We start from the raw sequence: 20,978 nt of genomic DNA, 5'->3' as shown, positions 1-20,978 counted from the left end.
GGCGGCCGGTGGGTCTACGGTTGGCGGGTGAGCTTCAACGAGCTGCTCGACCACCTCGATCACGGCGCCGGCGCGCAGGCCGCGGGCATCAGGCGCGGCTACGGCGGGCCGCCGCCCCGCACGGTCGCGGTCGGCTCAGGGCTGACCAGGCTGCGCTGCGCCTCCCTGCTCAAGCCGCTGTACGCCTGGGTGGCGGCCGGCCGCATCGCCGACTCCGAGCGGTGGCGCAGGCTCGCCGAGCCCGCGGTCGTCGTCTCCTCCAACGCCGACACGCTCGGCCTGTGGCTGTCGGTCGGGCCCCGCGTCATCCTCGACGACCTGGGCGAGCGCACCGGCGTGCGCTGGGAGCCGCCCAACGGCGACCCGTCGCGGTTCGGCTCGGTGGAGGTCGCGGCGGGCGAGGTGGCCGCCGCGTACGCGGTGCTCGCCCAGGCCGCCGCGACGGGCGACCCGGTGGCGGAGGCGGTGCTCGGCTGGATGGCGGAGGTGCCAGACTCGCAGACGTTCGGGGCGCGCGCGGCCGTGGGCCGGCCCGGCGCCGCGGTCAAGTGCGGCTGGTACGGCGGGCCCGACGAGACGTGCCTGCGTACGCACGCGGTGGCCGTCCTGCCCAACGGGGGCAGCAGGGTCAGCGTCGTCGTCGCGATGACCGCGCTGCCCTACACCGACGCGCACGAGCGCGAGGTCTACCGCGAGCGCGTCACCACGGGCCTGTCGGTGGAGGACCGCCACGAGAAGGTGGCGGGCGAGCTGCTGCGCGGCCTCATGACGCGGATGATGGCCGAGCTGGGCCACGGCTGACCGCGCTCGGACCTAAGCTCGCCGGGGGCCGGGGGAGATCCGCTGGGCCTCAGGCTCGCCGGGGTCGCGGGTGAGCCGCTGGGCCTCAGGCTCGCCGGGGTCGCGGGTGAGCAGTGCGACGATTTCGGCGAGGTGCGGCGGGTCGACGGTCTCGGGCAGGTCCTCGGCCCACACGTGACCGAGGAGGCCGGCCTGCTCCTCGTCGGTCAGGGCGTCGGGCACCACCTCGGGGCGGGCCTCGTCGAAGCGGGCCAGGTAGAAGGGCTCACGCCGGACGTAACGGACACCGAGCCAGGTGAAGTCGCGCTCGACCTCGACCATCCGCTCCGACACCGCCGCGCCGGGCAGCCCGGTCTCCTCGGTCAGCTCGCGCCTGGCGGCGTCGAGCGGAGTCTCACCGGGCTCGAGCCGGCCACCGGGCGGCTCCCAGAGGTCGGCGCCGGCGACCCGGTCGTACCAGTGCATGAGCAGCACCCGGCCGTCACGGTCGAGGCAGACGACCCGCGCGGCGGGAGTGTCCTGGACGTCGCTCACGACCCCTCCTCGCCGACGACCAGCGCCAGCAGCCCGGGGAACCGCTCGTCGAACTCCGCCCGGCGCAGCCGGTTGAGCCGCCGCGCCCCCTCGTCGCGCTGCTCCAGCAGCCCGACGCCGCGCAGCACGGCGAAGTGGTGGCTGAGCGTGGACTTGGCGACCGGCAGGTGGTTGAACGTGCCGCAGGGCCGCTCCCAGTCGGGCACCCCGGCCAGCTCACGCACGATGCGCCGGCGGATCGGGTCGGCGAGCGCGTCGAGGGCGGCCTGGAGCGTGACCTCGGCGGGCGCGGTGTGCGTGAGGCCGCGGGTCCTGCTCCGGACGTGTTGTTCCATAACAGTCGAACATCCTACCTGGTCACCGTTTCATGGCGCCGTCGGCGATCGCGTCCGCCGCCTCGCCGATGGCCACGCCCACGATCTCCAGCCGGCGCACCAGCTCGCGCTGCTTCATGGCCTCGGCGGTCAGCTCGCCGGAGAAGATGCGGGAGATCTCGTACTGGTACATCCGCCTGATCGCCCCGCCCGCCTTCTTCGCCTCGAGCGCGTCCTGGGCGACCACGGACGGCCGGGAGGCGAGGTCGCGCACGGCGTTCTCCAGCGCGTCGATGCCCACGATGACCTGGTCGAGCAGGGGAGTGAAGCGGATCTGGTCGGGCACCCGGTAGAGGTGCGACTCGCGGACGAAGTCGCGCAGCGAGTCGAGCACGTCGTCGATCGAGCGCGAGAGCCGGAACAGGTCCTCCCTGTCGATGGGGGTGACGAGGGCGGTCTTGAGCTCGTCGATGAGGCGGGCCCGCTCCTCGTCGCCGAGGTGCTCGATCGAGCGCATCTGCTCGTGCGCGCCCGTCCTGCCGACCTCACCGCCGATCATCGCCATGGCCAGCCACGCGCCTTCCTTCGTGGCCTCGAGCTGGCCCAGCAACGCCTCGGTGAGCGCACTGTCCATGCGCCCGGTCATGAGGTCCTTGATCCGCCTCAGTCGCTTCACGGCACCTCCCACTAAGAAGACCGTCACGTCCACCTCACGCCCGCGAATCCCTTCATCAGGAGAGCGAGTCCCCACCCGAGGAGCCCGCTGGCCGGCAGCGTCAGCAACCAGGCCGCCACGATCTTGCCCGCGGCGTACCAGCGCACCCGCCCGCCGCCCTGCGCCACGCCCGCGCCGATGAGCGCGCCCGCGATGGCCTGGGTCATGCTCACCGGCATGCCGGCCGCCGCCGACGCGATCACCGCCGTGCCCGCCGACAGCTCGGCGGCCACGCCGTGCGCGGGCCGGGAGACGATGATCTCCCTGCTCAGCGTGCGGCCGCCCCTCGGCAGCCCGTACATCGTGCCGATGCCGAACAGCACGGCGACGAGCACCGTGTACGTGACCGGCGCCCCGGTGAACCCGGCCGCGACCATGAACACGGCCAGCATCTTCTGGGCGTCGTTGGAGGCGTACGCCAGCGTCTGCAGCAGGAACCCGGCCCAGTGCCAGCGCCACAGCCCGCGGGCCGTGGTGGCGGCGACCAGCACCCGGATCAGCACCCATGCCAGCAGCCCGCCGACGATGGGCGCCGCGACGCCGAACGCCAGCACCAGCGCGACCGAGCTGCCGGAGACCGGCAGCCCCCAGCCGAGGCCGGCTCCGGTGAGCCCGCCGACGACGGCCAGGGTGAGGCTGGTCGGGCGGCCCTTCGCGCTGAGCGTGGTCACCACGATCAGCGCCGCGACGACCGCGATCGTCATCGCGATGCGCGCGCCCGGCTCGTCGAAGGAGGCCAACCGGTTGACGAACGTCAGCGCCACCTGATGGGTGAGCAGCGGCACGATGGCCACGGCCACGACGAGGACGAGCACCCCGGTCACCGGTCGCACGGTCGGCAGCTTGAGCCCTGTCGCGACGAGCGCGCCTCCGTCATTGATCCCCGACACGACGGCGAAGAGACCGGCCACCACGAACAGTACGACGGCTTCCAAAGGCACATGCTCCATCTCCGCCCCGCCTGCCTGCGGCGGGACATCCTAGAGGTCACCTACGGTATCGGGCCGGGTTGCAACCGACTAACTACCCTGAAACGCAACTAACAGCATCACTGCTCGAAGACTTCCCAGGTACCCTCGACGTGACCGCCCACAGCCCGAGAGTGAAGCGATGACCAGCCCCGCCGAATACATCCTGACGCTGTCCTGTCCCGACCGGCCCGGTGTCGTGGCCGCCGTCTCCGGCCTGCTCGCCGGACGCGGTTGCAACATCATCGAGAGCCAGCAGTTCGGCGACAGGGTGGGGCAGCGCTTCTTCATGCGCGTGCAGTTCTCCTCGCCGCTCGGCGAGGACGACCTCAACGCCGCGTTCGCCGCGCTGGCGCCCGACTTCGCGATGGAGTTCAGGCTGCGCGACGTCGCGCGCAAGCCGCGCGTGCTCATCATGGTGAGCAGGTTCGACCACTGCCTCAACGACCTGCTCTACCGCGTACGGTCGGGTGCGCTCGACATCGAGATCGCCGCCGTCGTCTCCAACCACCCCGACCTGCGCCCGCTCACGCAGTCCAACGGCATCGACTACCACCACCTGCCGGTCACCCCCGAGACCAAGCCGCGCCAGGAGGCCGAGGTGATGGCGCTGGTCGAGCACTATCAGGTCGATCTGGTGGTGCTGGCCCGCTACATGCAGGTGCTGTCGGAGGAGCTCTGCGCGAAGCTGGCGGGCCGGGCCATCAACATCCACCACTCGTTCCTGCCGTCGTTCAAGGGCGCCAAGCCCTACCACCAGGCCCACAACCGCGGCGTCAAGCTCATCGGCGCGACCGCCCACTACGTGACGGCCGACCTCGACGAGGGCCCGATCATCGAGCAGGAGGTGGTCAGGGTCAACCACAGCCACTCGCCCGAGGACCTGGTGGCGATGGGGCGCGACGTCGAGTGCGTGACGCTGGCCAGGGCGGTCAAATGGCACGCCGAGCAGCGGGTGCTGCTCGACGGCCACAAGACGATCATCTTCCCGCGCTAGGGCCGGTACGTCCGGAAGAACCAGGGGTCGGTGCAGGCGTACGCGAGGAGGGGGCGGCCTCGACGATGACCGTCCCCGGCTCGCTCATGCCTTCGAGGCTATAGCCCGGTGTGCTTGGCGAGGAAGGTCAGCGTGTCGGCCCACAGATCCGCCGACCTGCTCACCGCGCGGGCCCCGTGGCCCACCTCGGCCTCGTTGCGCAGCAGCACCGGCCGGTCGGACGTCGAGGCGTGCTGCAGCGCCGCGCACGTCTTCCACGCGTGCAGCGGGTGCACCCGGGTGTCGGACTGGAAGACCGTGAACAGCGTCGCCGGGTAGGCCACCTGCTCCTTGACGTGGTGGTAGGGCGAGTAGCCGTGCAGCCAGCCGAACTGCTCGGGGTCGTCGGCCGAGCCGTACTCGACGTTCCAGGTGGCGCCGAGGCCGAACTTCTCGTACCTGACCATGTCGAGCAGCGGGGCCGAGCAGACCACGGCCGCGTACAGGTCGGGGCGCTGCGTCAGCGCGGCGCCCACCAGCAGGCCGCCGTTGGAGCCGCCGGAGATGCCGAGCTGCTCGCGCGTGGTGACGCCGGTGGCGATGAGGTGCTCGGCGGCGGCGTGGAAGTCGTCGAACACGTTCTGCTTGTGGGCCAGCATGCCCGCGCGGTGCCACTCCTCGCCCTCCTCGCCGCCGCCGCGCAGGTTGGCGATGGCGTAGACGCCGCCGGCCTCCACCCAGGCGAGGATCGTGGCGGAGTAGCCGGGCGTCATGGACAGGCCGAAGCCGCCGTAGCCGTAGAGGATGGTGGGCCGCGGGCCGGACGCCTCGCCCTCGGGCGAGATGATCAGCATGCGGACGTCGGTGCCGTCCTGTGAGCGGTAGACCACCTGCTGCGTGCGGACCGGCGGCACCTCCACCACGCCCGGCGAGGCCGCCCACAGCGTCGTCTCGCCCGTCCGCGCGTCGTAGCGCTGCACGTTCGGCGGCGTGGTGTTGTCGGTGTAGCCGAACCACGCCTCGTGGCCGCCCTCAGGACGCTCGACGATGCCGCCGATCGAGCCCAGCCCCGGCGTCGGCACCTCGCCGACGCGCTCGCCCGTCGCGAGGTCGTGCACGGTGATCTCGCTGATGGCGTGGCGGGTCCAGCCGACCAGCATGACCGGGCGGTCGAGGTCGTCGAGGATCGCGAAGTCGGTCAGCACCGCCTCGGAGTCCTCGGGGATGAGGTCGCGCCAGCTCTCGTAGCCAGGCTCGGCGGGGTCGGTGACGCAGACCCGGCCGCGCGGCGCGTCGCGGTCGGTGTGCACGTAGAGCCGGCCGTCGCGGCCGAACACCAGCCCCGTCTGCGCGTCCACGCCCTCCTGCACGACCCGCAGCTCAGGCCGGTCGATCGGCGACTCGGTCAGGTCGGCCACCCACAGGTCGTTGCGCGGCGCGGTGCCCTCGGACGCCGACACCTGCAGCCAGCGGCCGTCGCGGGAGACCGACACGCCGTAGTAGTTGGTCATCTTCATGCCCTGACCGAAGATCATCACGTCGTCCTCGGTGGAGGTGCCGACGCGGTGCAGGTAGACGCGGCGGTGGAACTGCCGCTCGTCCTCGGGCACCTCGATGCCGGGCAGCCTGCGCACGTAGTAGAACGCCTCACCGCCCGGCAGCCACGCCACGGGGGAGTAGCGGCAGCGGTCGATCGGTCCCTCGACGCGAGCGCCCGTCGCGACGTCGATCACGTAGAGCACCGACTCCTCGTCGCCGCCCACCGAGATCTGGTACGCCAGCAGCCGCCCCTCCTTGTCGGGCTGCACCGCGTCGAGCGTGGTCAGCCCGGACGGGTCGAGCTCCATCGGGTCGATCAGCGCGCGCTCGGTGCCGTCGGGATCGACCACGTAGTAGACCGCGTGCTCCTGGTCCGGCGTGCGGCGGGAGAAGAAGCGACGCTCACCACGCCAGGCAGGCGCCCCCACGGAGCCCGACCTGAGCAGCTCGGCGATGCGGCTCTTGAACCGCTGCGGCCCCCGCTCCCTGGCATAGAGCTCGGCCTGCGCGTCCAGCCACCCCTTGGTCTCGGGGCTGTCCGGGTCCTCGAGCCAGCGGTAGGGGTCGGGGACAGGGGTTCCGTGCAGGATGTCGACGGTGTCTTCGCGGCGTGCGCTCGGGTACGGCTCTCGCGTCATGGACCGAACCCTACTGCCAACGGGCATGCGTAAAGTGCTGGTCGAGCGGGCATAAAACGTACCGTGCGTCCCTCTGGTCATTCCGGGCAGAGATTTTTGGGGTGGCGGGGACCGCGGTGCAAACGCCAGACTTGGTGACAGGACGGTGCCGTGGTGACCACCCGTCGGACCGTCCGGCGGAGGTCCACGTGACGGAAGCACGAGTGCCCCAGGAGGGGCCGACAGTCGGGACATGCCGCGGCATGTCCCCTTTGATACGCGCGCGGCAGGGAGAGGCCCGATGATGCGCCAGGTCCTGCTGCTGAATGCCACCTATGAGCCGTTGACCACCCTGTCGCTGCACCGGGCCATCGTCCTGGTGCTGCGTGACAAGGCCGAGGTCGTCCACCGCGACGGCAGGGGCGCGGTGCTGCGCTCCGCGAGCCGCACGCTCGACGTGCCCTCGGTCATCAGGCTCCGAAGATATGTCCGCATCCCTTACCGTTCCCGCATTCCGCTGACCAGGGCCGCCCTCATGCGGCGCGACGACTACCGCTGCGCCTACTGCGGGCAGAAGGCCGAGACGATCGACCACGTCATCCCCCGGTCGCGGGGCGGCGCCCACACCTGGGAGAACTGCGTCGCCTCGTGCACCACGTGCAACCACAGGAAGGCCGACAAGTATCTGGAGGAGCTGGGGTGGACGCTGCGCGTGCACCCCGCGGTGCCACGGGGCGCCCACTGGCGGCTCATCGGCGCCTCGCTCGTCGGCGACCCGCAATGGGCGCCCTACCTCGAAGCGGCCGCATGAGCCGGGTGTGAAACGGCGTCGAGTGCGGCGTTGATGGTGGAGGCCACCGCCTGACAGCATGGACAGGCATGTGGACCTTCACCTCCGACGTCGAGGCGTACGCCGCGGTCGCCGAGCCGTTCCTGCTCGGCGACCCGGTGCGCAACACCGTCCCGCTGACGGTGCTGGCCGGTCTGCGGGCCGGCATGCCGGCCAAGGATCCGCTCTTCGGCTGGTGGTCGGCCGGCGGCGAGGTGCGCGGGGCGGTCTTCCGTACGCCGCCGCATCCCGTCGGGCTCTTCTCGGTGCCCGTCGAGGCGGTCGCCCCGCTGGTGGACGCGCTCGGCGGCGACCTGCCGGTGCTGGTCGGGCCGCTCGACGTGGTCGACGCGGCCGTCCGGCTGCTCGGTGAGCCCGCGCGGGTGGTGTCGGAGCGGCTCTACCGCCTCGGCACGCTCACCGTCCCCGACGTTCCCGGGCAGGGCCGTCCCTGTGTGCCCGGCGACTTCCCGCTGCTGGTGAGCTGGTATCACGCCTTCGGCGAAGAGAGCGGCATGCCGGAGGGCGACGTCGTCGAGCGGGTGGCCAGGCGGCTGGCGGGCAGGGAGCTGTTCGTGTGGGAGGACGAAGGCGCGCCCGTCTCGCTGGCCGGGCTCTCGCCGTCGTGCGGCGGGGTGTGCCGCATCGGTCCTGTCTACACGCCGCCCTCACGCCGCCGCCGCGGTTACGGGGCCGCCGTCACGGCGTACGCCAGCCGTACGGGGACGGACGAGCGCCAGGTGCAGGTCGTGCTCTTCACCGACCTGGACAACCCCACCAGCAACGCCATCTACCAGGCCATCGGCTACGAACCGGTCGGCGACTACGCCCATGTCGCCTACGCCTGACGCGGTTACCATGGCTGCATGCCGCGTTACGACTTCCGGTGCCGCGCCTGCGGCTCCACCTTCGAGGTGTCCCGTCCCATGTCGGCCTCCGACGCCCCGGCCGCCTGCCCCGAGGGGCACGACGACACGGTGAAGCTGCTGTCCACCGTCTCGATGACGGGCAGCGCCGCCGCGCCCAGGGGCGGCGGTGGCGGTGGCTGCTGCGGCGGTGGCTGCTGCGCCTCCTAGCCCCGCCCCGCCCGCCGGCTGCGGTGCCGCCGGCCCTGGCGCCGGCGGCTCGCCCGCCGTCGTCGGCTGCGGTGCCGCCGGTTCTCCCGTCGCCGGCCCTGTCGTCGGCCCTGTCGTCGGCCCTGTCGTCGGCCCTGTCGTCGGCCCTGTCGTTGGCCCTGTCGCCGTCGGTTGTTCCGTGATGGCGGTGACCGCGAGTCTCGACAGTCGTTCGACCGTCGTGACGCCCGCCTCCATGGTGGGGCTGCGCTCCGACAGCACGGCGATGAGCAGGTCGTGGCCGGCGACGATGACCCGGCCCACGCTGTTGACCGTCCACAGCCCGTCGTGCCGCGCGGCGGGCAGCCAGCCGTTCTTCAGCGCCACCTCGCCGCCGGCAGCCGCCGCGCTGACGCCCCATGCCTGCGCCGGCTCCACCGACGACATCAGCTCCAGCGCGTAGCGGCGCTCGCTGTCGGGCAGCGGCCCGCCGGGCACCACCAGCCGCTCCAGCACCTCCACCTGGTCGGAGGGCCGGCTGCGGGTGTAGCCCCACGACGTGTCCGCGCCGGGCGTGGTGTGCCGCACGCCCAGCCGGCGCAGCGTCCGCGCCAGGCCGGGCGCGCCGCCGATCGCCGCGTACAGCTCGCGGGCGCAGTCGTTGTCGCTCTGCCGGATCATCCGCGAGGTCAGCCGCCGCTCGCGCGCGCTGAGCCGCCGGCCGTGCCCGTCCAGCAGGAACGCCAGCAGGATGTCCACCTTGGCCACGCTGGCCAGCAGGAACGAGGCGCGCTCGCGGTAGGCGTACCTGACGCCTGTCGTGCGGTCGTGGACGGCCAGCGCGGCCCGTCCCGGCCGCCCGCTCAGGTAGCGCCCCAGCTTGAGGTCGAGGGCTCGCCACACGTCGGTGGGCGGCGAACCCTCGCCCGGTTCGGGGACGTACCGGACAGGAAGGCTCGGGGGCGGCTCAGGCGGCCCGGCCCCGCCTGGGAGGGTGACCAGCAGGGCGGCGAACAGCGACAACTCCCGTACGCGCATGTGCGGGAGCCTGCCAGCCGCCACCCCAACGGCCGGGGCGAGCGGAGTCAAACCCCGGCCAGTTCTCCCGGCTCAGGCAGCTGTGTTGGAGGCGCGCCGCTTGCGGCGCTGGAACGGCAGGAACCGGTCGGCCAGGTGCGGCCTGGACGGCGTGAGCGTCGGCTCGACCGCGATGATCCGGTCGAACCTGAACGCCCTGATCGCCCGGCGCATCCTGCACACGCCGACGAGGTACCAGTATTCGCGGTGCACCAGGCACGTCACCGGCTCCACGTCACGCGCGGTGACGCGTCCGGAGGCGTCGCGGTAGTGCAGGCGGACGTTGAGCCGGCTGGTGATGGCGTCGGCCATGAGCCTGGCCCGCGCGGCGACGTCGGCCGGCAGCGGCTCGGTGAGGGTCGTGAGCGTGGTGGCAATGACGTCGTCGTCGAGGTCGAGGTGCTCGAATGCGTGCTGCAGGCCACGCCGTGCGGTGACGGCCTGGGGCCCCGCTCCGAGGTGGGCGAGGGAGAGTGCGAGTGCGGCGATCTCGGCGGTCGTCAGCGGGCGAGTATCGTGCTTCACGACTGTCGTCATACCCCAACAATAGAGATGACGACCGACATTTTTCGAAAACCTGTCCGGAAGGACACCCCCCTCGTGTCAGGGGTAGTGGCGGTATCCGGCGGCTCGGGCCTCCTCCTTCGTGCAGAAGAACCTGTCCTGCAGCGGCGTCGCGTAGAACTCGTCGCCGGGGACGTTGTAGGTCATGGCGGCCATGAAGCCGGAGGCGACGACCGGCAGGCCACCGCACCTGACCACGTGGTACGGGTACCGCGTCATCTCGGCGATCACCGGCGTGAAGGACGCGAGCGCGTACACGACCGCGGCGGCCGCCAGCGCCCGCAGCCAGTCCGGCCGGAAGCGCAGCAGCGCGAGGGGGATCAGCCCCACGAGGAAGGCCAGGCCGAACAACCCCACATAGGGCACCGCGAACGCCACCCACGGCCGTCCCCATAACGCGACGACCACCGCGACCAGCCACAGCACGGGCACGCCTGCGACGAACACGGCCAGCCAGGCGCTCGCCCGCAGATATGACCTCATGTGTGATGAGATGCCGGACCGCGTGGATCGGTTCCTGGGAGACGAGAGAACCCCCGCCGCGGCGCGACGGGGGTCCTTCATGTCGGTTTGTCAGCCGTGTCGGTTCGTCGGCCGTGTCGGTTTGTCAGCGGGAGAGCTGCGTCAGGTCGCGGGAGGCGCCCGTGGAGGCGGACGTCGTCATCGCCGCGTACGCCTGCAGCGCCACGCTCACCGGCCGGTTGCGGTCGCGCGGCCGGAAACCGCCCAGGTCGGCCAGCAGCCGCTCGCGGCGCTTGGCCAGCTCGTCCTCCGGCACCCGCAGCTCGAGGCCCCGGTTGGGGATGTCGATGTCGATGATGTCGCCGTCCTCGATCAGCGCTATCGCCCCGCCTTCGGCGGCCTCGGGTGAGGCGTGGCCGATGGACAGGCCGGAGGTGCCGCCGGAGAAGCGCCCGTCGGTGACGAGCGCGCACGCCTTGCCCAGGCCCTTGCCCTTGAGGAAGGACGTCGGGTAGAGCATCTCCTGCATGCCGGGGCCGCCCTTGGGGCCTTCGTACCGGATGACGACCACGTCGCCGGCCTTGACCCGCCCGCCGAGGATGCCCTCAACGGCCTGCTCCTGCGACTCGAACACCACGGCCGGCCCGCTGAACGTCCAGATCGACTCGTCCACGCCGGCCGTCTTCACGACCGCGCCGTCACGCGCGATGTTGCCGTAGAGCACGGCCAGGCCGCCGTCGGCGGTGTAGGCGTGCTCGCGGTCGCGGATGCAGCCGGCCTCGCGGTCGAGGTCGAGGGTGTCCCAGCGGTTGTCCTGGGAGTAGGCCTTGATCGTGCGGACGTTGCCGGGCGCCGCGTGCCACAGCTCGACGGCCTCGGGCTTGACCGACGGCGAGCGCACGTCCCAGGCCGCCAGCACGTCGGCCAGCGTGCCGCCGGTGACCGTGGGCACGTCGCGGTGCAGCAGCCCGGCGCGGTCGAGCTCGCCCAGGATGGCGGGGATGCCGCCGGCCCGGTGGACGTCCTCGACGTGGTATTTGTCGGTGGCCGGGGCGACCTTGCACAGGCACGGCACCCGCAGCGAGATCTCGTTGATCTCCTTGAGCCCGAAGTCGACCTCCGCCTCGCGGGCGGCGGCCAGCAGGTGCAGGATCGTGTTGGTGGAGCCGCCCATGGCGACGTCGAGGGCCATCGCGTTCTCGAACGAGGCGCGGGTGGCGATCGAGCGCGGCAGCACCGACTCGTCGCCGTCCTCGTAGTAGCGGCGGGTGATCTCGACGAGCTGCCGGCCGGCGTCCTCGAAGAGCTGCTTGCGGGCCTTGTGGGTGGCCAGCACGGTGCCGTTGCCGGGCAGCGCCAGGCCGATGGCCTCGGTCAGGCAGTTCATGGAGTTGGCGGTGAACATGCCGGAGCACGAGCCGCAGGTCGGGCAGGCGTTCTCCTCCATCTCCAGCAACTCGGCGTCGGAGACGGAGTCGTCGGCGGAGGCGATCATCGGGTCGATCAGGTCGAGCTTCTTGCCGGGCGTCTTGCCGGCCTCCATGGGGCCGCCCGAGACGAAGATCGTCGGGATGTTCAGCCGGAACGCGGCGAGCAGCATGCCGGGCGTGATCTTGTCGCAGTTGGAGACGCAGATCAGCGCGTCGGCGCAGTGGGCCTCGACCATGTACTCCACGGCGTCGGCGATCAGCTCGCGCGACGGCAGCGAGTAGAGCATGCCGCCGTGGCCCATGGCGATGCCGTCGTCGACCGCGATCGTGTTGAACTCGCGGGGGATCGCCCCCGCCTCCCTGATCGCCGCGGACACCACGTCGCCCACCTCGCGCAGATGCACGTGGCCAGGGACGAACTGGGTGAAGCTGTTGGCCACCGCGATGATGGGTTTACCGAAGTCGCTCCCGGCTACGCCGGTCGCCCGGAGCAGGGCCCGGGCACCGGCCATGTTCCTGCCGTGGGTGACTGTACGTGACCTGAGGGCGGGCATTGGCGCTTCTCCCATCGCTTAGTGAGTCTTCACATGGTACGGCCACCGCCCGGTAAATGAGACGACTGTCCAGACGCCGGACACCCCAGACGCGAAAAAGCCGGCCGCGCGTCTCGATGATCGAGACGCGCGGCCGGTCGCCGTCTGGTCGGTCAGCCCTCGCCGTAGCGCGGCGGCAGCACCTGCGCGGCGATGTCGTAGATGCGGTCGATCTCGGCGGCGGTCAGCGCCCGCTCGCGCTTGGTGATCCACTTACGGGCGCGATCGCCCTGGTAGACGTCCACGTCGCGGATGGTCATGATCTTCCACGGGACCGGCGGGCCGTAGATGGCCAGCGACGGCACGACCGAGATCTCCCGGCCGAACAACTCGCTGATCAGCTTGCTCGCCTCCGACGCCTCCCACTTGGCCTCGGTGAGCCGGGGCTTCATGTCGAAGGGGCCGTGGAAGAGCTTTTTCCCCATCTGCACGCGTACGGGCAGCCGGCGATCCCACTTCTCGGAGTCGACCGCGTAGACGCCGGTCGGGCCCACCACGAGATGGTCGATCTGCGCCTCGCTGCCGGGGATCGCGCGGGCGTGCAAGGTGCGGTAGCCGCTGCGTTCGAGCTTCTTCAACTGCGCCTCGGTGCGGCGCTCCGCGACGGACGAGCGCCGCCACGCCGGCACGGACGAGTGGGATCGCGAACGGTAGACCGCCTCCAGGATGGCCGCGATCACACCCGCGGTCACCCCTATCCGCCAGTCGCGCACAAGGAAGCCCACCGCAAGGCCGACGGCCACCGCCACCAGAGCGCGGTTGCGCAGGCGGCGGACCCGTGGTTGTTGCAGCAGGCTGCGCACGGACGCGCGCTCGACCGGCGCGTACGTGGAGGTGGGCGCCGAAGGCCTCGCAGCGGCGGTCTGCTCGCTTTCTGGCCGGTCGCTCACCCAGATGGGTGAGGCGTTGTGACCGTCTTCACGCTGGTTGTCGGAGTCCACGCAACTCACCGTAGCCCGGGGTTTCGATCGATTCCTAGTGTTGTCGTGTCCATAGTTTTATGGCCCGGCTCATCGTGTTCCACGCATGTTTTCGGGGTATGTCTTTTGTTCTTCTCTAGAGATGCCCAAGGGTTCCGAACGTGCCTGAACTCCACGAGCTGTCCGCGCTCGACCAAGCCCGCTCCATCCGTTCGCGCGACATCTCACCCGTCGAGCTCACGCGGCACTACCTCGACCGGATCGAACGCATCGATCCGGACATCGGCGCCTACGTGACCGTGACCGGCGAGCAGGCACTCGACCAGGCACGCAGCCTGGAACGCGAGCCGCCCGACGGGCCGCTCGGCGGAGTGCCGATCCCGGTCAAAGATCTTAACCTGGTGAAGGACGTGCCGATCGGTTTCGGCTCGGCCACCTACCGTGACTTCGTCGCGCCCGTCGACGACACCGTCGTCACCCGCCTGCGGGCAGCCGGCACGATCATGCTCGGCAAGACCGCCACCCCCGAGTTCGGCCTGCCCTGCTACACCGAGACCTCCGTCGGGCCGCCCGCCCGCTCGCCGTGGGATCCGCGCACATCGGCGGGCGGATCCAGCGGGGGAGCGGCCGCGGCCGTGGCCGCCGGGCTCGCCCCCGCCGCCCACGGCAGCGACGGCGCGGGCTCGATCCGCATCCCCGCCTCGGTCTGCGGCCTGTACGGCATCAAGCCCACGCGCGGGCGCATCAGCTTCGCGCCGATCATCCCCGACCTCGCCGGTCTGTCCACGAACGGGCCCATCGCCCGTACCGTCGCCGACGCCGCGGCCCTGCTCGACGTCATGGCCCACAACACGCCCGGTGACCTCTACCTGGCGCCGCCGCACGAGGGCACGTTCCTCTCCTGCGCCTTCCGCGAACCCGGCCGGCTGCGCATCGCCCGCTACGCCGAGCCCGTCGTGCCGGAGGCGGAGGTCGACGCCGAGGTGCTGGTCGCGTACGAGGAGGCCGCCAAGACCCTCGCCGACCTCGGCCACGACGTCGTCGAGATCCCCCGCCCCTTCGGGCCCGACGTGGTGCCCACGTTCGTCACCCTCTGGTACGCCTTCGCCTGCATGCACCCCGTACCCGAGGAGAACGAGCACCTGCTGCGGCCACTCACCCGCTGGCTGCGCCGGCGCGGCCATGCCACCTCGGCGCCCGGCTTCCTCCAGGCCCAGGCGCAGCTCCAGCTCGCCACACGCGCCGCCCTGGAGATCACGAACGCCTACGACGCCGTCCTCACCCCGACCGTCACCCAGCCGCCCCGGCCCGTCGGCTGGTTCGAGGACGTGGACGACCCGGAGGAGACGTTCGAGCGGATGAAACGCTTCGCCGCCTTTCCCGCCATCTACAACGTCAGCGGCCAGCCCGCCGTGAACCTGCCCTTGCACTGGACCGCCGGCGGGCTGCCCATCGGCGTCATGCTGGCCGGCCGGATCGGTGAGGAGGGCCTGCTGATCTCCCTGTCGGCGCAGGTGGAGGCGGCCAGGGGCGGCTTCTGGGGCTCCCGGCGGCCCCCGGTCTGGTAAGACACCCGCGGCGGGTCTGGCCGGACCCGGCGGCGAGGATTACGGTCTTGTTGTGAACAGCGCGGCAGAGATCCTGCTCCTCCTCATCGGGGCGTCCATGGGGCTGTTCGTCCTGATCACCCTGCTCGTCCTGCTGCCCGGCCGCGGCCCCGCCCGGCCCCGCTCGGGCCCCATCTGGCTGGGCGGCCCCTCCCGGAGCGAACGCGGGGTGAGCACCTCCGGCCTGGTGCTGGCCGACCGCGTACCGGAGTGGGCCGACGTCCCAGAACACGACTGGGTGACCGCCGCGGAAACCGCCGAACCCAGCGCCCGCACAGGCGGCGCCTCCGCCGGCTGGTGACCCCCATGCCCCATCTCCCCACATCCCTGACCCGCGCCACCACCGGCGAAGGGTTGTCCGCAGCCCGCTTCGCCACCGGCCGAGGGCTGATCGCCGCCCGTCCCACCACCTGGCGAGGTGCGTCATGCGAGGACTGACCGCCGCACAGGCCGACGACATCCGGCAGGCGTTGCACACCGCCGAGCGGCGCAGCGGCCTGCGCTTCGGCCTCTTCATCGGCGAACCCGTCGGCGGCCGGCGTCACTTCGCCGAGCGCCTCCACGCCGCACTCGGCCCGGATGCCCCCGACGCCGTGGTCATCTTCGTCGACCTGACCGGACGCGGCCTGGAGATCGTCACCGGCGCGAACGCGCGGCGCCGCCTGAGCGACGGCGCCTGCCGACTGGTCGCGATGTCGATGGCCACCGCATTCAGCGTCGGCGACCTCGCGGGCGGCCTCCTGTACGGCATCGCCGCCCTCGGCGAACACGCCACCGCCCGCCGCTGACCCCACCCACCCCGCCATGCCGAAGCCGGCCGCAGCGGGGTCGCCCACGCCGCCGAGACGTCCACGCTCTGGTCGCCCCGCCCCGCCGGAGTGATCACTCACCTCCCGGAAGCGGGGCCAGGGGTGGCAGCGGGGCCGGAGAAGGCAGCGCAGTCATAGGCGTTCGAGCAGGGTGACGATGTGGCGGCTGACGCCCTCCAGCAGAGTCGCGGGCTCGATGGGCGCATCGGCGATCGCCGAGAACAGCGACGGCAGGCCGGGCAGCGGGAACCCGTCGTCCTTGAGCGCCGCCGCACCCACCGCGTTCTTGTCGAGCGAGGCCCGGCTGCGCTCCCAGGCGTCCAGCACCTCCTCAGGGGACGGCACCCCGAACCCGTGCCCGACCGGCGCCGCGTGCCGCAGCCGTACGAGCGGGGTCTCGGCGAAGGTCAGCGCCGTACGGGCCCGCGTCTCCAGGTCGGCGCGCGGCTCGGGATCGATCCAGTCCATGGCCGTGCAGGGGTTGCGGCAGGTGGCCACGCACACGGCCAGCGCCCCGGCGACCTGGCTGTGCTGCCGGTCGAAGTACGCCCGCCACCCCTCGGCCGGCTCCACGGAAACGCGCAACGTCCGGTTGGTGGCGGACTGCTCGGACTTGGTGTGATCGCACTCCCGATCCCCGATCACCCCGAACCGGCTGCCCACCGCGCTCAGCCCCTCAGGCCAGCGCGCCGGATCGCCTGCGTGCCCGAGCTGCGGCTCGAAGGCCAGCAACGGCAGGTACTCGCTGGCGATGTGCACGGCCGCGATCATCGGGCTGAGCTCGCGCCGGTGCCACCGGGCCGCGATGACCTCGAGCAGCAGCCCGTACGCGGGCCGCAGCGACTCCAGCGCGCCGCGCGGCTGCTCGCGCGGTGTCTGCGGCATGTGGCAAGCCCGGGCACGCCGCCGCAGGTCGGCGGGCACCACCCGCGCCTCGGCCGCGAAGTCCTCGGCGTCCAGCGAAAGCAACCGGTGCCCGAACTCGCACACCTCCTCGATCTCCCCGGCGGGCGCGAGCGCACCGAGATCGGCGAAGGCGTAACGACGGGCAAGGGCGATGAACAGGTCACGAGTCGAGTCCACGCGACGACTTTCTCACGATCAGCGCCCGATGACGGACATGCACCCCTCGATCCCCCAGCCCCGCAACTCACCCGCGAAGAGCAGGAGCAGGGCGGAGAAAAGGGGCGGGGAGCTGGCCAGAGTCGGCGACAGGCCCGGCCGGCGGCCCGGTCAGGGGCAGGGGGCGCGGATGCACTGGATGTCGCCCGTCGGTTTGCTGACCGTGGGCTCCGACGTCGGCTCCTCCGGGCCAGGCGGGGTCGTCGGCTCCTCCGTCGGTGTCGGCTCGGACGGCGTCGTGGGCGGGGAGCTGGGGGTGCGGGTCGGGGTGGTGGGGGTGGTGGTCGGGTGGGAGACGCTGGGCACGGGGGTGCTCGTCGCTGACGGCTTCGGGGTGGGGGAGCGCCGGACGGGCTGGGCCGTGGGGCGCCTGGGGGTGGCCGTCGGGGTGGGAGGCACGATGTCGACCGGGGTGCCGAGGAAGGTGGGCGGCGAGACGTTGGCGCCGCCGCTGGTCGGCTCGGCGGGACGCCACCACACGGTCCCGGCCACGACGGCGGTGACGATGACGGCGATGAGCATGGTGAGCCCGGCCCGCAGCGTCTTGTTGCGGCGCCGCGGCGCGGGCAGCTCGCGGGGAGCGCTCAGCGCCTTGCGCGCCGCCTCGGCCATCTGCGGCGCGGACTGCCAGCGCGCGTCGGGCGACTTCTCCAGCGCCCTGGTGACGATCTGCCGCGGGCCGGGCGGCACGCTGTCGGGCAACCGGGGCACGGGGGAGTTGAGGTGCTTGAAGATGATCTGTACGGGAGTGTCGCCCTGGAACGGCAGCTCCCCGCTCAGACACTCGTACGCCACCACCCCCAGCGCATAGACGTCGACGGCGGGCGTCACGTCGCTGGCGGTGGCCATCTCGGGAGCGCAGTAGCCGGCCGAGCAGAGCATGGTGCCGGTGGCCGTGAGCTGCCCCGCCGAGGCGGAGTGGGCGATGCCGAAGTCGGTGAGCACCACGCCGCCGCCGGCCCTGACCATGAGGTTGGCCGGCTTGACGTCGCGGTGCACGATGCCCTGGGCGTGGGCGGCGGCCAGCGCGTCGGCGACCTCGGCGACCAGCCGCATGGTGGTCTCGACGCCGAGCGGCCCGCGCCGCAGCACGCGGTCGAGCGACTCGCCCTCGACGTAGGCCATCACCAGGAAGCTGACCCGGCGCCCCTCGACCTCGCAGACGCCGTAGTCGTAGACGTCGACGACGCCGGGGTGGCGCAGCGTGGCCATGGCCCTGGCTTCGTTCTGGAAACGCTGGATGAAGGTCGGGTCCTCGCTGAGCGCGGGCATCAGCACCTTGACCGCGACCGTGCGCCCGAGCACGGTGTCGTCGGCACGCCACACCTCGCCCATGCCGCCGCCGCCGAGACGGTCGCCGAGCACGTAGCGGTCGTTGAGGGTGGTCCCCGCGCCTAGCACCGTTCGAGGCTAACACCGCACCCGGGGTGCCATCGTCAACTCGATGTAGCCGGTAGGCCACGGAGACCTACCGGCTGTGACCGATCAACCTGCCGCGGCGGCGTCCTTCTCCCGGTTGCGCAGCGCGCGGCCGACGCCGTCGGCGCCCTCGAGGATGAGCCTGCGCAGCGCCTGCGGCGGCTGCGCCTCGGTGAGGAAGCGCTGGGCGGCCTCGACCGTGGCGGGCTCGATGAGGAACGAGGGGAAGCAGCCGACGGCGAACGTCGAGGCCTGGTCGAACGTCCACTCCTTGTAGATGCGGCCGACCTCGGCGAAGTACTTCTCCCTGTACGGCGCCAGCAGGTCGATGTGGTGCGGGTCCTGGAAGCCGCCGATGGTGGCCCTGGCGATGTGGTTGGCCAGCTCGCCGCCCACGATGCGCTCCCACGCCGCCGCCTTGGCCCCGGCCGTCGGGATGGCGGCCCGGCACGTGGCGGCCGAGCGCTCACCGGTGGCGGTGGGGTCGCGCCGCAGCTCGGCCTCGATGTCGGCCTCGCCGCACCGGCCGCCGGAGACGAGCGCCTGCAGCAGCGTCCAGCGCAGGTCGGTGTCGACGGCCAGCCCGTCGGGCACCGAGGCGCCGTCGAGGATGCCCTGGATCAGGTCGAGGTCGCCGCCCGAGGTGGCGACGCCCGCGAACGCCTGCACGAAGGCGAGCTGGTGGTCGGAGCCGGGCGCGGCGGAGCCGAGCAGCGCGCGCAGCTCGGTGGCCAGCAGCGCGAGCCCCTCGGGCTGCCAGGCCGGGTCGGCGTACTGCTGCACGGCCTGGCGGGCCTGGCGCAGCACGGCCTGCAGGACCGTGATGTCGGTGACCGTGGCGGCGCCGGAGACGACGAGCTTGACGTAGTCGCGGGCGGGCATCTCGCCGTCGCGGGTCATGTCCCAGGCCGCCGACCAGCACAGGGCGCGCGGCAGCGACTCGGTGATCTTCGCGATGCCGCCGTCGACGAGCGTGCGCAGCGAGGCGTCGTCGAGGCGGATCTTGGCGTAGGTGAGGTCGTCGTCGTTGAGCAGCACCAGGTCGGGCTGCTCCTCGCCGACGAGCTGGGCCACCTCGGTACGGCCGCCGACGACGTCCAGCTCGACCCGCTTGGTGCGGGTGAGGGTGCCGCCGGAGAGCGAGTACAGGCCGATCGCGATGCGGTGCGAGCGCAGCGTCGGGTAGTCGGCGGGAGCCTCCTGCAGCACCTCGAACTTGGTGAAGCGGCCTCCGGACACCTCGAACTCCGGCCGCAGCGTGTTGACCCAGGAGGTCTCCAGCCACTCCTTCGACCAGGCCGACAGGTCGCGCCCGGAGGTGCGCTCCAGAGCGTCGAGCAGGTCCTTCAGCTCGGTGTTGCCCCAGGCGTGCTCGGCGAAGTAGTCGCGGACGCCGGCCAGGAAGTTGTCCAGCCCCACGTACGCGACGAGCTGCTTGAGCACGGAGGCGCCCTTGGCGTAGGTGATGCCGTCGAAGTTGACCTCGACCGCCTGCATGTCGGGGATGTCGGCGGAGATGGGGTGGGTGGAGGGCAGCTGGTCCTGGCGGTAGGCCCAGGCCTTCTCCACGTTCGCGAACGTCGTCCACGCGCCGCCGCCCCACCGGGTGGCCTCGGCCTGGGCGAGCACCGACATGTAGGTGGCGAACGACTCGTTCAGCCACAGGTCGTCCCACCAGCGCATGGTGACGAGGTCGCCGAACCACATGTGGGCCATCTCGTGCAGGATCGTCTCGGCGCGCCGCTCGACGACGGCGTCGGTGACGCGGGAGCGGAAGACGTAGTCCTCCAGGAACGTCACGCAGCCCGCGTTCTCCATGGCGCCGGCGTTGAACTCGGGCACGAAGAGCTGGTCGTACTTGCCGAAGGGGTAGCGCACGCCGAACACGCGGTGGAAGAAGTCGAAGCCCTGCCGGGTGACCTCGAGGATGTTGTCGGCGTCGAGGTGCTCGGCGAGCGAGGCGCGGCAGTAGATGCCGAGCGGGATGCCGTCGTGCTCGGAGGTCACCTTGTGGTACGGCCCGGCGACGAGCGCGGTGATGTAGGTGGACATGACCGGTGTGGGCGGGAACTCCCACCGCTTGGCGGTCTGCCCGGGCACGTCGCTCACCGTCTCGGCGGCGGCGTTGGAGACGACCTCCCAGTCGCCCGGCGCCAGCACGGTGAGCTTGAAGGCGGCCTTGAGGTCGGGCTGGTCGAAGCAGGCGTACATGCGGTGGGCGTCGGCCGTCTCGAACTGGCTGTGCAGGTAGACCTTCTGGTCGACCGGGTCGACGAAGCGGTGCAGGCCCTCGCCGGTGCGCATGTAGCTGCAGCGGGCGTCGACGACGAGCTCGTTGGCGGCGGCCAGGGACGGCAGCGGGAAGCGCCCCTGCCCGGCGTCATAGGCGCTGACGTCGAGGTCCTCGCCGTTGAGCGTGACCCGCCTGACCTCGGCGCCGTGCAGGTCGATGAAGGTGGACGACCCCGGGGCCGTGCTGGTGAAGCGGACCTTCGTGACGCTCTCGAAGCGCTCGTCCCCCTCGGTCAGGTCGAGTGCCACGTCGTACGACTCGACCGTCAACAGCCGGGCGCGCTCACGAGCCTCGTCCCGGGTCAGGTTGCCTGCCAACTTGCGCTCCTTTTCAC

General features: G+C 71.8%; 20 protein-coding genes and 1 pseudogene. 8 read left to right on the top strand and 13 right to left on the bottom strand.

Annotation, left to right across the window (positions count from 1 at the left end; all coding sequences use genetic code 11):
- The first annotated feature begins 27 nt into the window (after positions 1-27).
- A complete protein-coding gene (locus tag AB0K12_RS34740; RefSeq protein ID WP_364570959.1) occupies positions 28-801 on the top strand; it encodes a hypothetical protein in 774 nt (257 codons plus the stop codon).
- Between the two features lie 12 nt (positions 802-813).
- Here AB0K12_RS34740 and AB0K12_RS34735 read toward each other — a convergent pair whose 3' ends face one another.
- The 4 genes from AB0K12_RS34735 to AB0K12_RS34720 are packed head-to-tail and all read right to left on the bottom strand — an operon-like array spanning position 814 to position 3,299.
- A complete protein-coding gene (locus AB0K12_RS34735) occupies positions 814-1,335 on the bottom strand; it encodes an NUDIX domain-containing protein (protein ID WP_364570957.1) in 522 nt (173 codons plus the stop codon).
- Positions 1,332-1,670 (bottom strand): helix-turn-helix domain-containing protein, encoded by a 339-nt coding sequence (locus AB0K12_RS34730; RefSeq protein ID WP_364570954.1) that lies wholly within the window; start codon positions 1,668-1,670, stop codon positions 1,332-1,334. The genes AB0K12_RS34735 and AB0K12_RS34730 overlap by 4 nt, the downstream gene beginning before the upstream one ends.
- A gap of 22 nt (positions 1,671-1,692) precedes the next feature.
- On the bottom strand, positions 1,693-2,325 hold the full coding sequence (locus AB0K12_RS34725) for a DUF47 family protein (RefSeq protein ID WP_355420143.1): 633 nt from the start codon (positions 2,323-2,325) through the stop codon (positions 1,693-1,695).
- A gap of 23 nt (positions 2,326-2,348) precedes the next feature.
- Complete coding sequence (locus tag AB0K12_RS34720; protein WP_364570952.1) at positions 2,349-3,299, bottom strand: inorganic phosphate transporter; 951 nt, start codon at positions 3,297-3,299, stop codon at positions 2,349-2,351.
- 175 nt (positions 3,300-3,474) lie between these two features.
- Here AB0K12_RS34720 and purU point away from each other — a divergent pair, with 175 nt between their 5' ends.
- Complete coding sequence (gene purU / locus AB0K12_RS34715; protein WP_355420149.1) at positions 3,475-4,329, top strand: formyltetrahydrofolate deformylase; 855 nt, start codon at positions 3,475-3,477, stop codon at positions 4,327-4,329.
- A 98-nt stretch (positions 4,330-4,427) separates the two neighbouring features.
- On the opposite strand, the gene AB0K12_RS34710 is transcribed toward purU, so the two are convergent.
- The gene (locus AB0K12_RS34710) at positions 4,428-6,485 is read right to left on the bottom strand and encodes a prolyl oligopeptidase family serine peptidase (protein ID WP_364570949.1); all 2,058 of its coding nucleotides are present in this window, start codon (positions 6,483-6,485) and stop codon (positions 4,428-4,430) included.
- A 283-nt stretch (positions 6,486-6,768) separates the two neighbouring features.
- Here AB0K12_RS34710 and AB0K12_RS34705 point away from each other — a divergent pair, with 283 nt between their 5' ends.
- The 3 genes from AB0K12_RS34705 to AB0K12_RS34695 all read left to right on the top strand — a co-directional run bounded on the left by AB0K12_RS34705 (position 6,769) and on the right by AB0K12_RS34695 (position 8,369).
- Positions 6,769-7,275 (top strand): HNH endonuclease, encoded by a 507-nt coding sequence (locus tag AB0K12_RS34705; RefSeq protein ID WP_345409331.1) that lies wholly within the window; start codon positions 6,769-6,771, stop codon positions 7,273-7,275.
- 68 nt (positions 7,276-7,343) lie between these two features.
- Entirely contained in the window at positions 7,344-8,141 is a 798-nt protein-coding gene (locus AB0K12_RS34700) for a GNAT family N-acetyltransferase (RefSeq protein ID WP_364570947.1), read from the top strand.
- Between the two features lie 18 nt (positions 8,142-8,159).
- Positions 8,160-8,369, top strand: a complete 210-nt coding sequence (locus tag AB0K12_RS34695) for a zinc ribbon domain-containing protein (RefSeq protein ID WP_364571277.1) — start codon at positions 8,160-8,162, stop codon at positions 8,367-8,369.
- Positions 8,370-8,702: 333 nt separating this feature from the next.
- Here the strand turns inward: AB0K12_RS34695 and AB0K12_RS34690 are convergent.
- The 5 genes and pseudogenes from AB0K12_RS34690 to AB0K12_RS34670 all read right to left on the bottom strand — a co-directional run.
- Positions 8,703-9,386: pseudogene (locus AB0K12_RS34690) on the bottom strand (serine hydrolase); the annotation flags it as partial.
- A 72-nt stretch (positions 9,387-9,458) separates the two neighbouring features.
- Entirely contained in the window at positions 9,459-9,962 is a 504-nt protein-coding gene (locus tag AB0K12_RS34685) for a WYL domain-containing protein (RefSeq protein WP_364381371.1), read from the bottom strand.
- Positions 9,963-10,028: 66 nt separating this feature from the next.
- Positions 10,029-10,472 carry a hypothetical protein gene (locus AB0K12_RS34680; protein ID WP_364570944.1) on the bottom strand — a complete coding sequence of 148 codons (444 nt, stop codon included), beginning with the start codon at positions 10,470-10,472 and terminating at the stop codon, positions 10,029-10,031.
- A gap of 124 nt (positions 10,473-10,596) precedes the next feature.
- Complete coding sequence (ilvD, locus tag AB0K12_RS34675; RefSeq protein ID WP_364570942.1) at positions 10,597-12,435, bottom strand: dihydroxy-acid dehydratase; 1,839 nt, start codon at positions 12,433-12,435, stop codon at positions 10,597-10,599.
- 152 nt (positions 12,436-12,587) lie between these two features.
- Positions 12,588-13,415 (bottom strand): nuclease-related domain-containing protein, encoded by an 828-nt coding sequence (locus AB0K12_RS34670; RefSeq protein WP_364570940.1) that lies wholly within the window; start codon positions 13,413-13,415, stop codon positions 12,588-12,590.
- A gap of 140 nt (positions 13,416-13,555) precedes the next feature.
- Between AB0K12_RS34670 and AB0K12_RS34665 the strand changes: the two genes are divergently transcribed.
- The 3 genes from AB0K12_RS34665 to AB0K12_RS34655 all read left to right on the top strand — a co-directional run bounded on the left by AB0K12_RS34665 (position 13,556) and on the right by AB0K12_RS34655 (position 15,789).
- On the top strand, positions 13,556-14,962 hold the full coding sequence (locus AB0K12_RS34665) for an amidase (RefSeq protein ID WP_364570938.1): 1,407 nt from the start codon (positions 13,556-13,558) through the stop codon (positions 14,960-14,962).
- Positions 14,963-15,014: 52 nt separating this feature from the next.
- Positions 15,015-15,302 (top strand): hypothetical protein, encoded by a 288-nt coding sequence (locus tag AB0K12_RS34660; RefSeq protein WP_364570936.1) that lies wholly within the window; start codon positions 15,015-15,017, stop codon positions 15,300-15,302.
- 124 nt (positions 15,303-15,426) lie between these two features.
- Complete coding sequence (locus AB0K12_RS34655; RefSeq protein WP_364570934.1) at positions 15,427-15,789, top strand: TPM domain-containing protein; 363 nt, start codon at positions 15,427-15,429, stop codon at positions 15,787-15,789.
- A 153-nt stretch (positions 15,790-15,942) separates the two neighbouring features.
- Here the strand turns inward: AB0K12_RS34655 and AB0K12_RS34650 are convergent, their stop codons facing one another.
- The 3 genes from AB0K12_RS34650 to pepN all read right to left on the bottom strand — a co-directional run bounded on the left by AB0K12_RS34650 (position 15,943) and on the right by pepN (position 20,961).
- Complete coding sequence (locus AB0K12_RS34650; RefSeq protein WP_364570932.1) at positions 15,943-16,893, bottom strand: hypothetical protein; 951 nt, start codon at positions 16,891-16,893, stop codon at positions 15,943-15,945.
- A gap of 150 nt (positions 16,894-17,043) precedes the next feature.
- Complete coding sequence (locus AB0K12_RS34645) at positions 17,044-18,333, bottom strand: protein kinase (RefSeq protein WP_364570930.1); 1,290 nt, start codon at positions 18,331-18,333, stop codon at positions 17,044-17,046.
- An 84-nt stretch (positions 18,334-18,417) separates the two neighbouring features.
- Positions 18,418-20,961: an aminopeptidase N gene (gene pepN, locus AB0K12_RS34640; protein ID WP_364570928.1), complete on the bottom strand. Its 2,544-nt coding sequence runs from the start codon at positions 20,959-20,961 to the stop codon at positions 18,418-18,420.
- Positions 20,962-20,978: the final 17 nt, after the last annotated feature.

It is taken from the genome of Nonomuraea sp. NPDC049419, from assembly GCF_040676995.1.
Taxonomy (GTDB): Bacteria; Actinomycetota; Actinomycetes; order Streptosporangiales; family Streptosporangiaceae; genus Nonomuraea; species Nonomuraea salmonea.
This window is presented reverse-complemented; position numbering and strand designations above follow the sequence as displayed.

Bases quoted from the DNA above. Each gene is read 5' to 3' on its own strand.
- ilvD (WP_364570942.1), bottom strand. From the start codon at position 12,435: ATGCCCGCCCTCAGGTCACGTACAGTCACCCACGGCAGGAACATGGCC.
- AB0K12_RS34680 (WP_364570944.1), bottom strand. From the start codon at position 10,472: ATGAGGTCATATCTGCGGGCGAGCGCCTGGCTGGCCGTGTTCGTCGCA.
- AB0K12_RS34700 (WP_364570947.1), top strand. From the start codon at position 7,344: ATGTGGACCTTCACCTCCGACGTCGAGGCGTACGCCGCGGTCGCCGAG.
- purU (WP_355420149.1), top strand. From the start codon at position 3,475: ATGACCAGCCCCGCCGAATACATCCTGACGCTGTCCTGTCCCGACCGG.
- AB0K12_RS34685 (WP_364381371.1), bottom strand. From the start codon at position 9,962: ATGACGACAGTCGTGAAGCACGATACTCGCCCGCTGACGACCGCCGAG.
- AB0K12_RS34655 (WP_364570934.1), top strand. From the start codon at position 15,427: ATGCGAGGACTGACCGCCGCACAGGCCGACGACATCCGGCAGGCGTTG.
- AB0K12_RS34710 (WP_364570949.1), bottom strand. From the start codon at position 6,485: ATGACGCGAGAGCCGTACCCGAGCGCACGCCGCGAAGACACCGTCGAC.
- AB0K12_RS34705 (WP_345409331.1), top strand. From the start codon at position 6,769: ATGCGCCAGGTCCTGCTGCTGAATGCCACCTATGAGCCGTTGACCACC.
- AB0K12_RS34730 (WP_364570954.1), bottom strand. From the start codon at position 1,670: ATGGAACAACACGTCCGGAGCAGGACCCGCGGCCTCACGCACACCGCG.
- AB0K12_RS34695 (WP_364571277.1), top strand. From the start codon at position 8,160: ATGCCGCGTTACGACTTCCGGTGCCGCGCCTGCGGCTCCACCTTCGAG.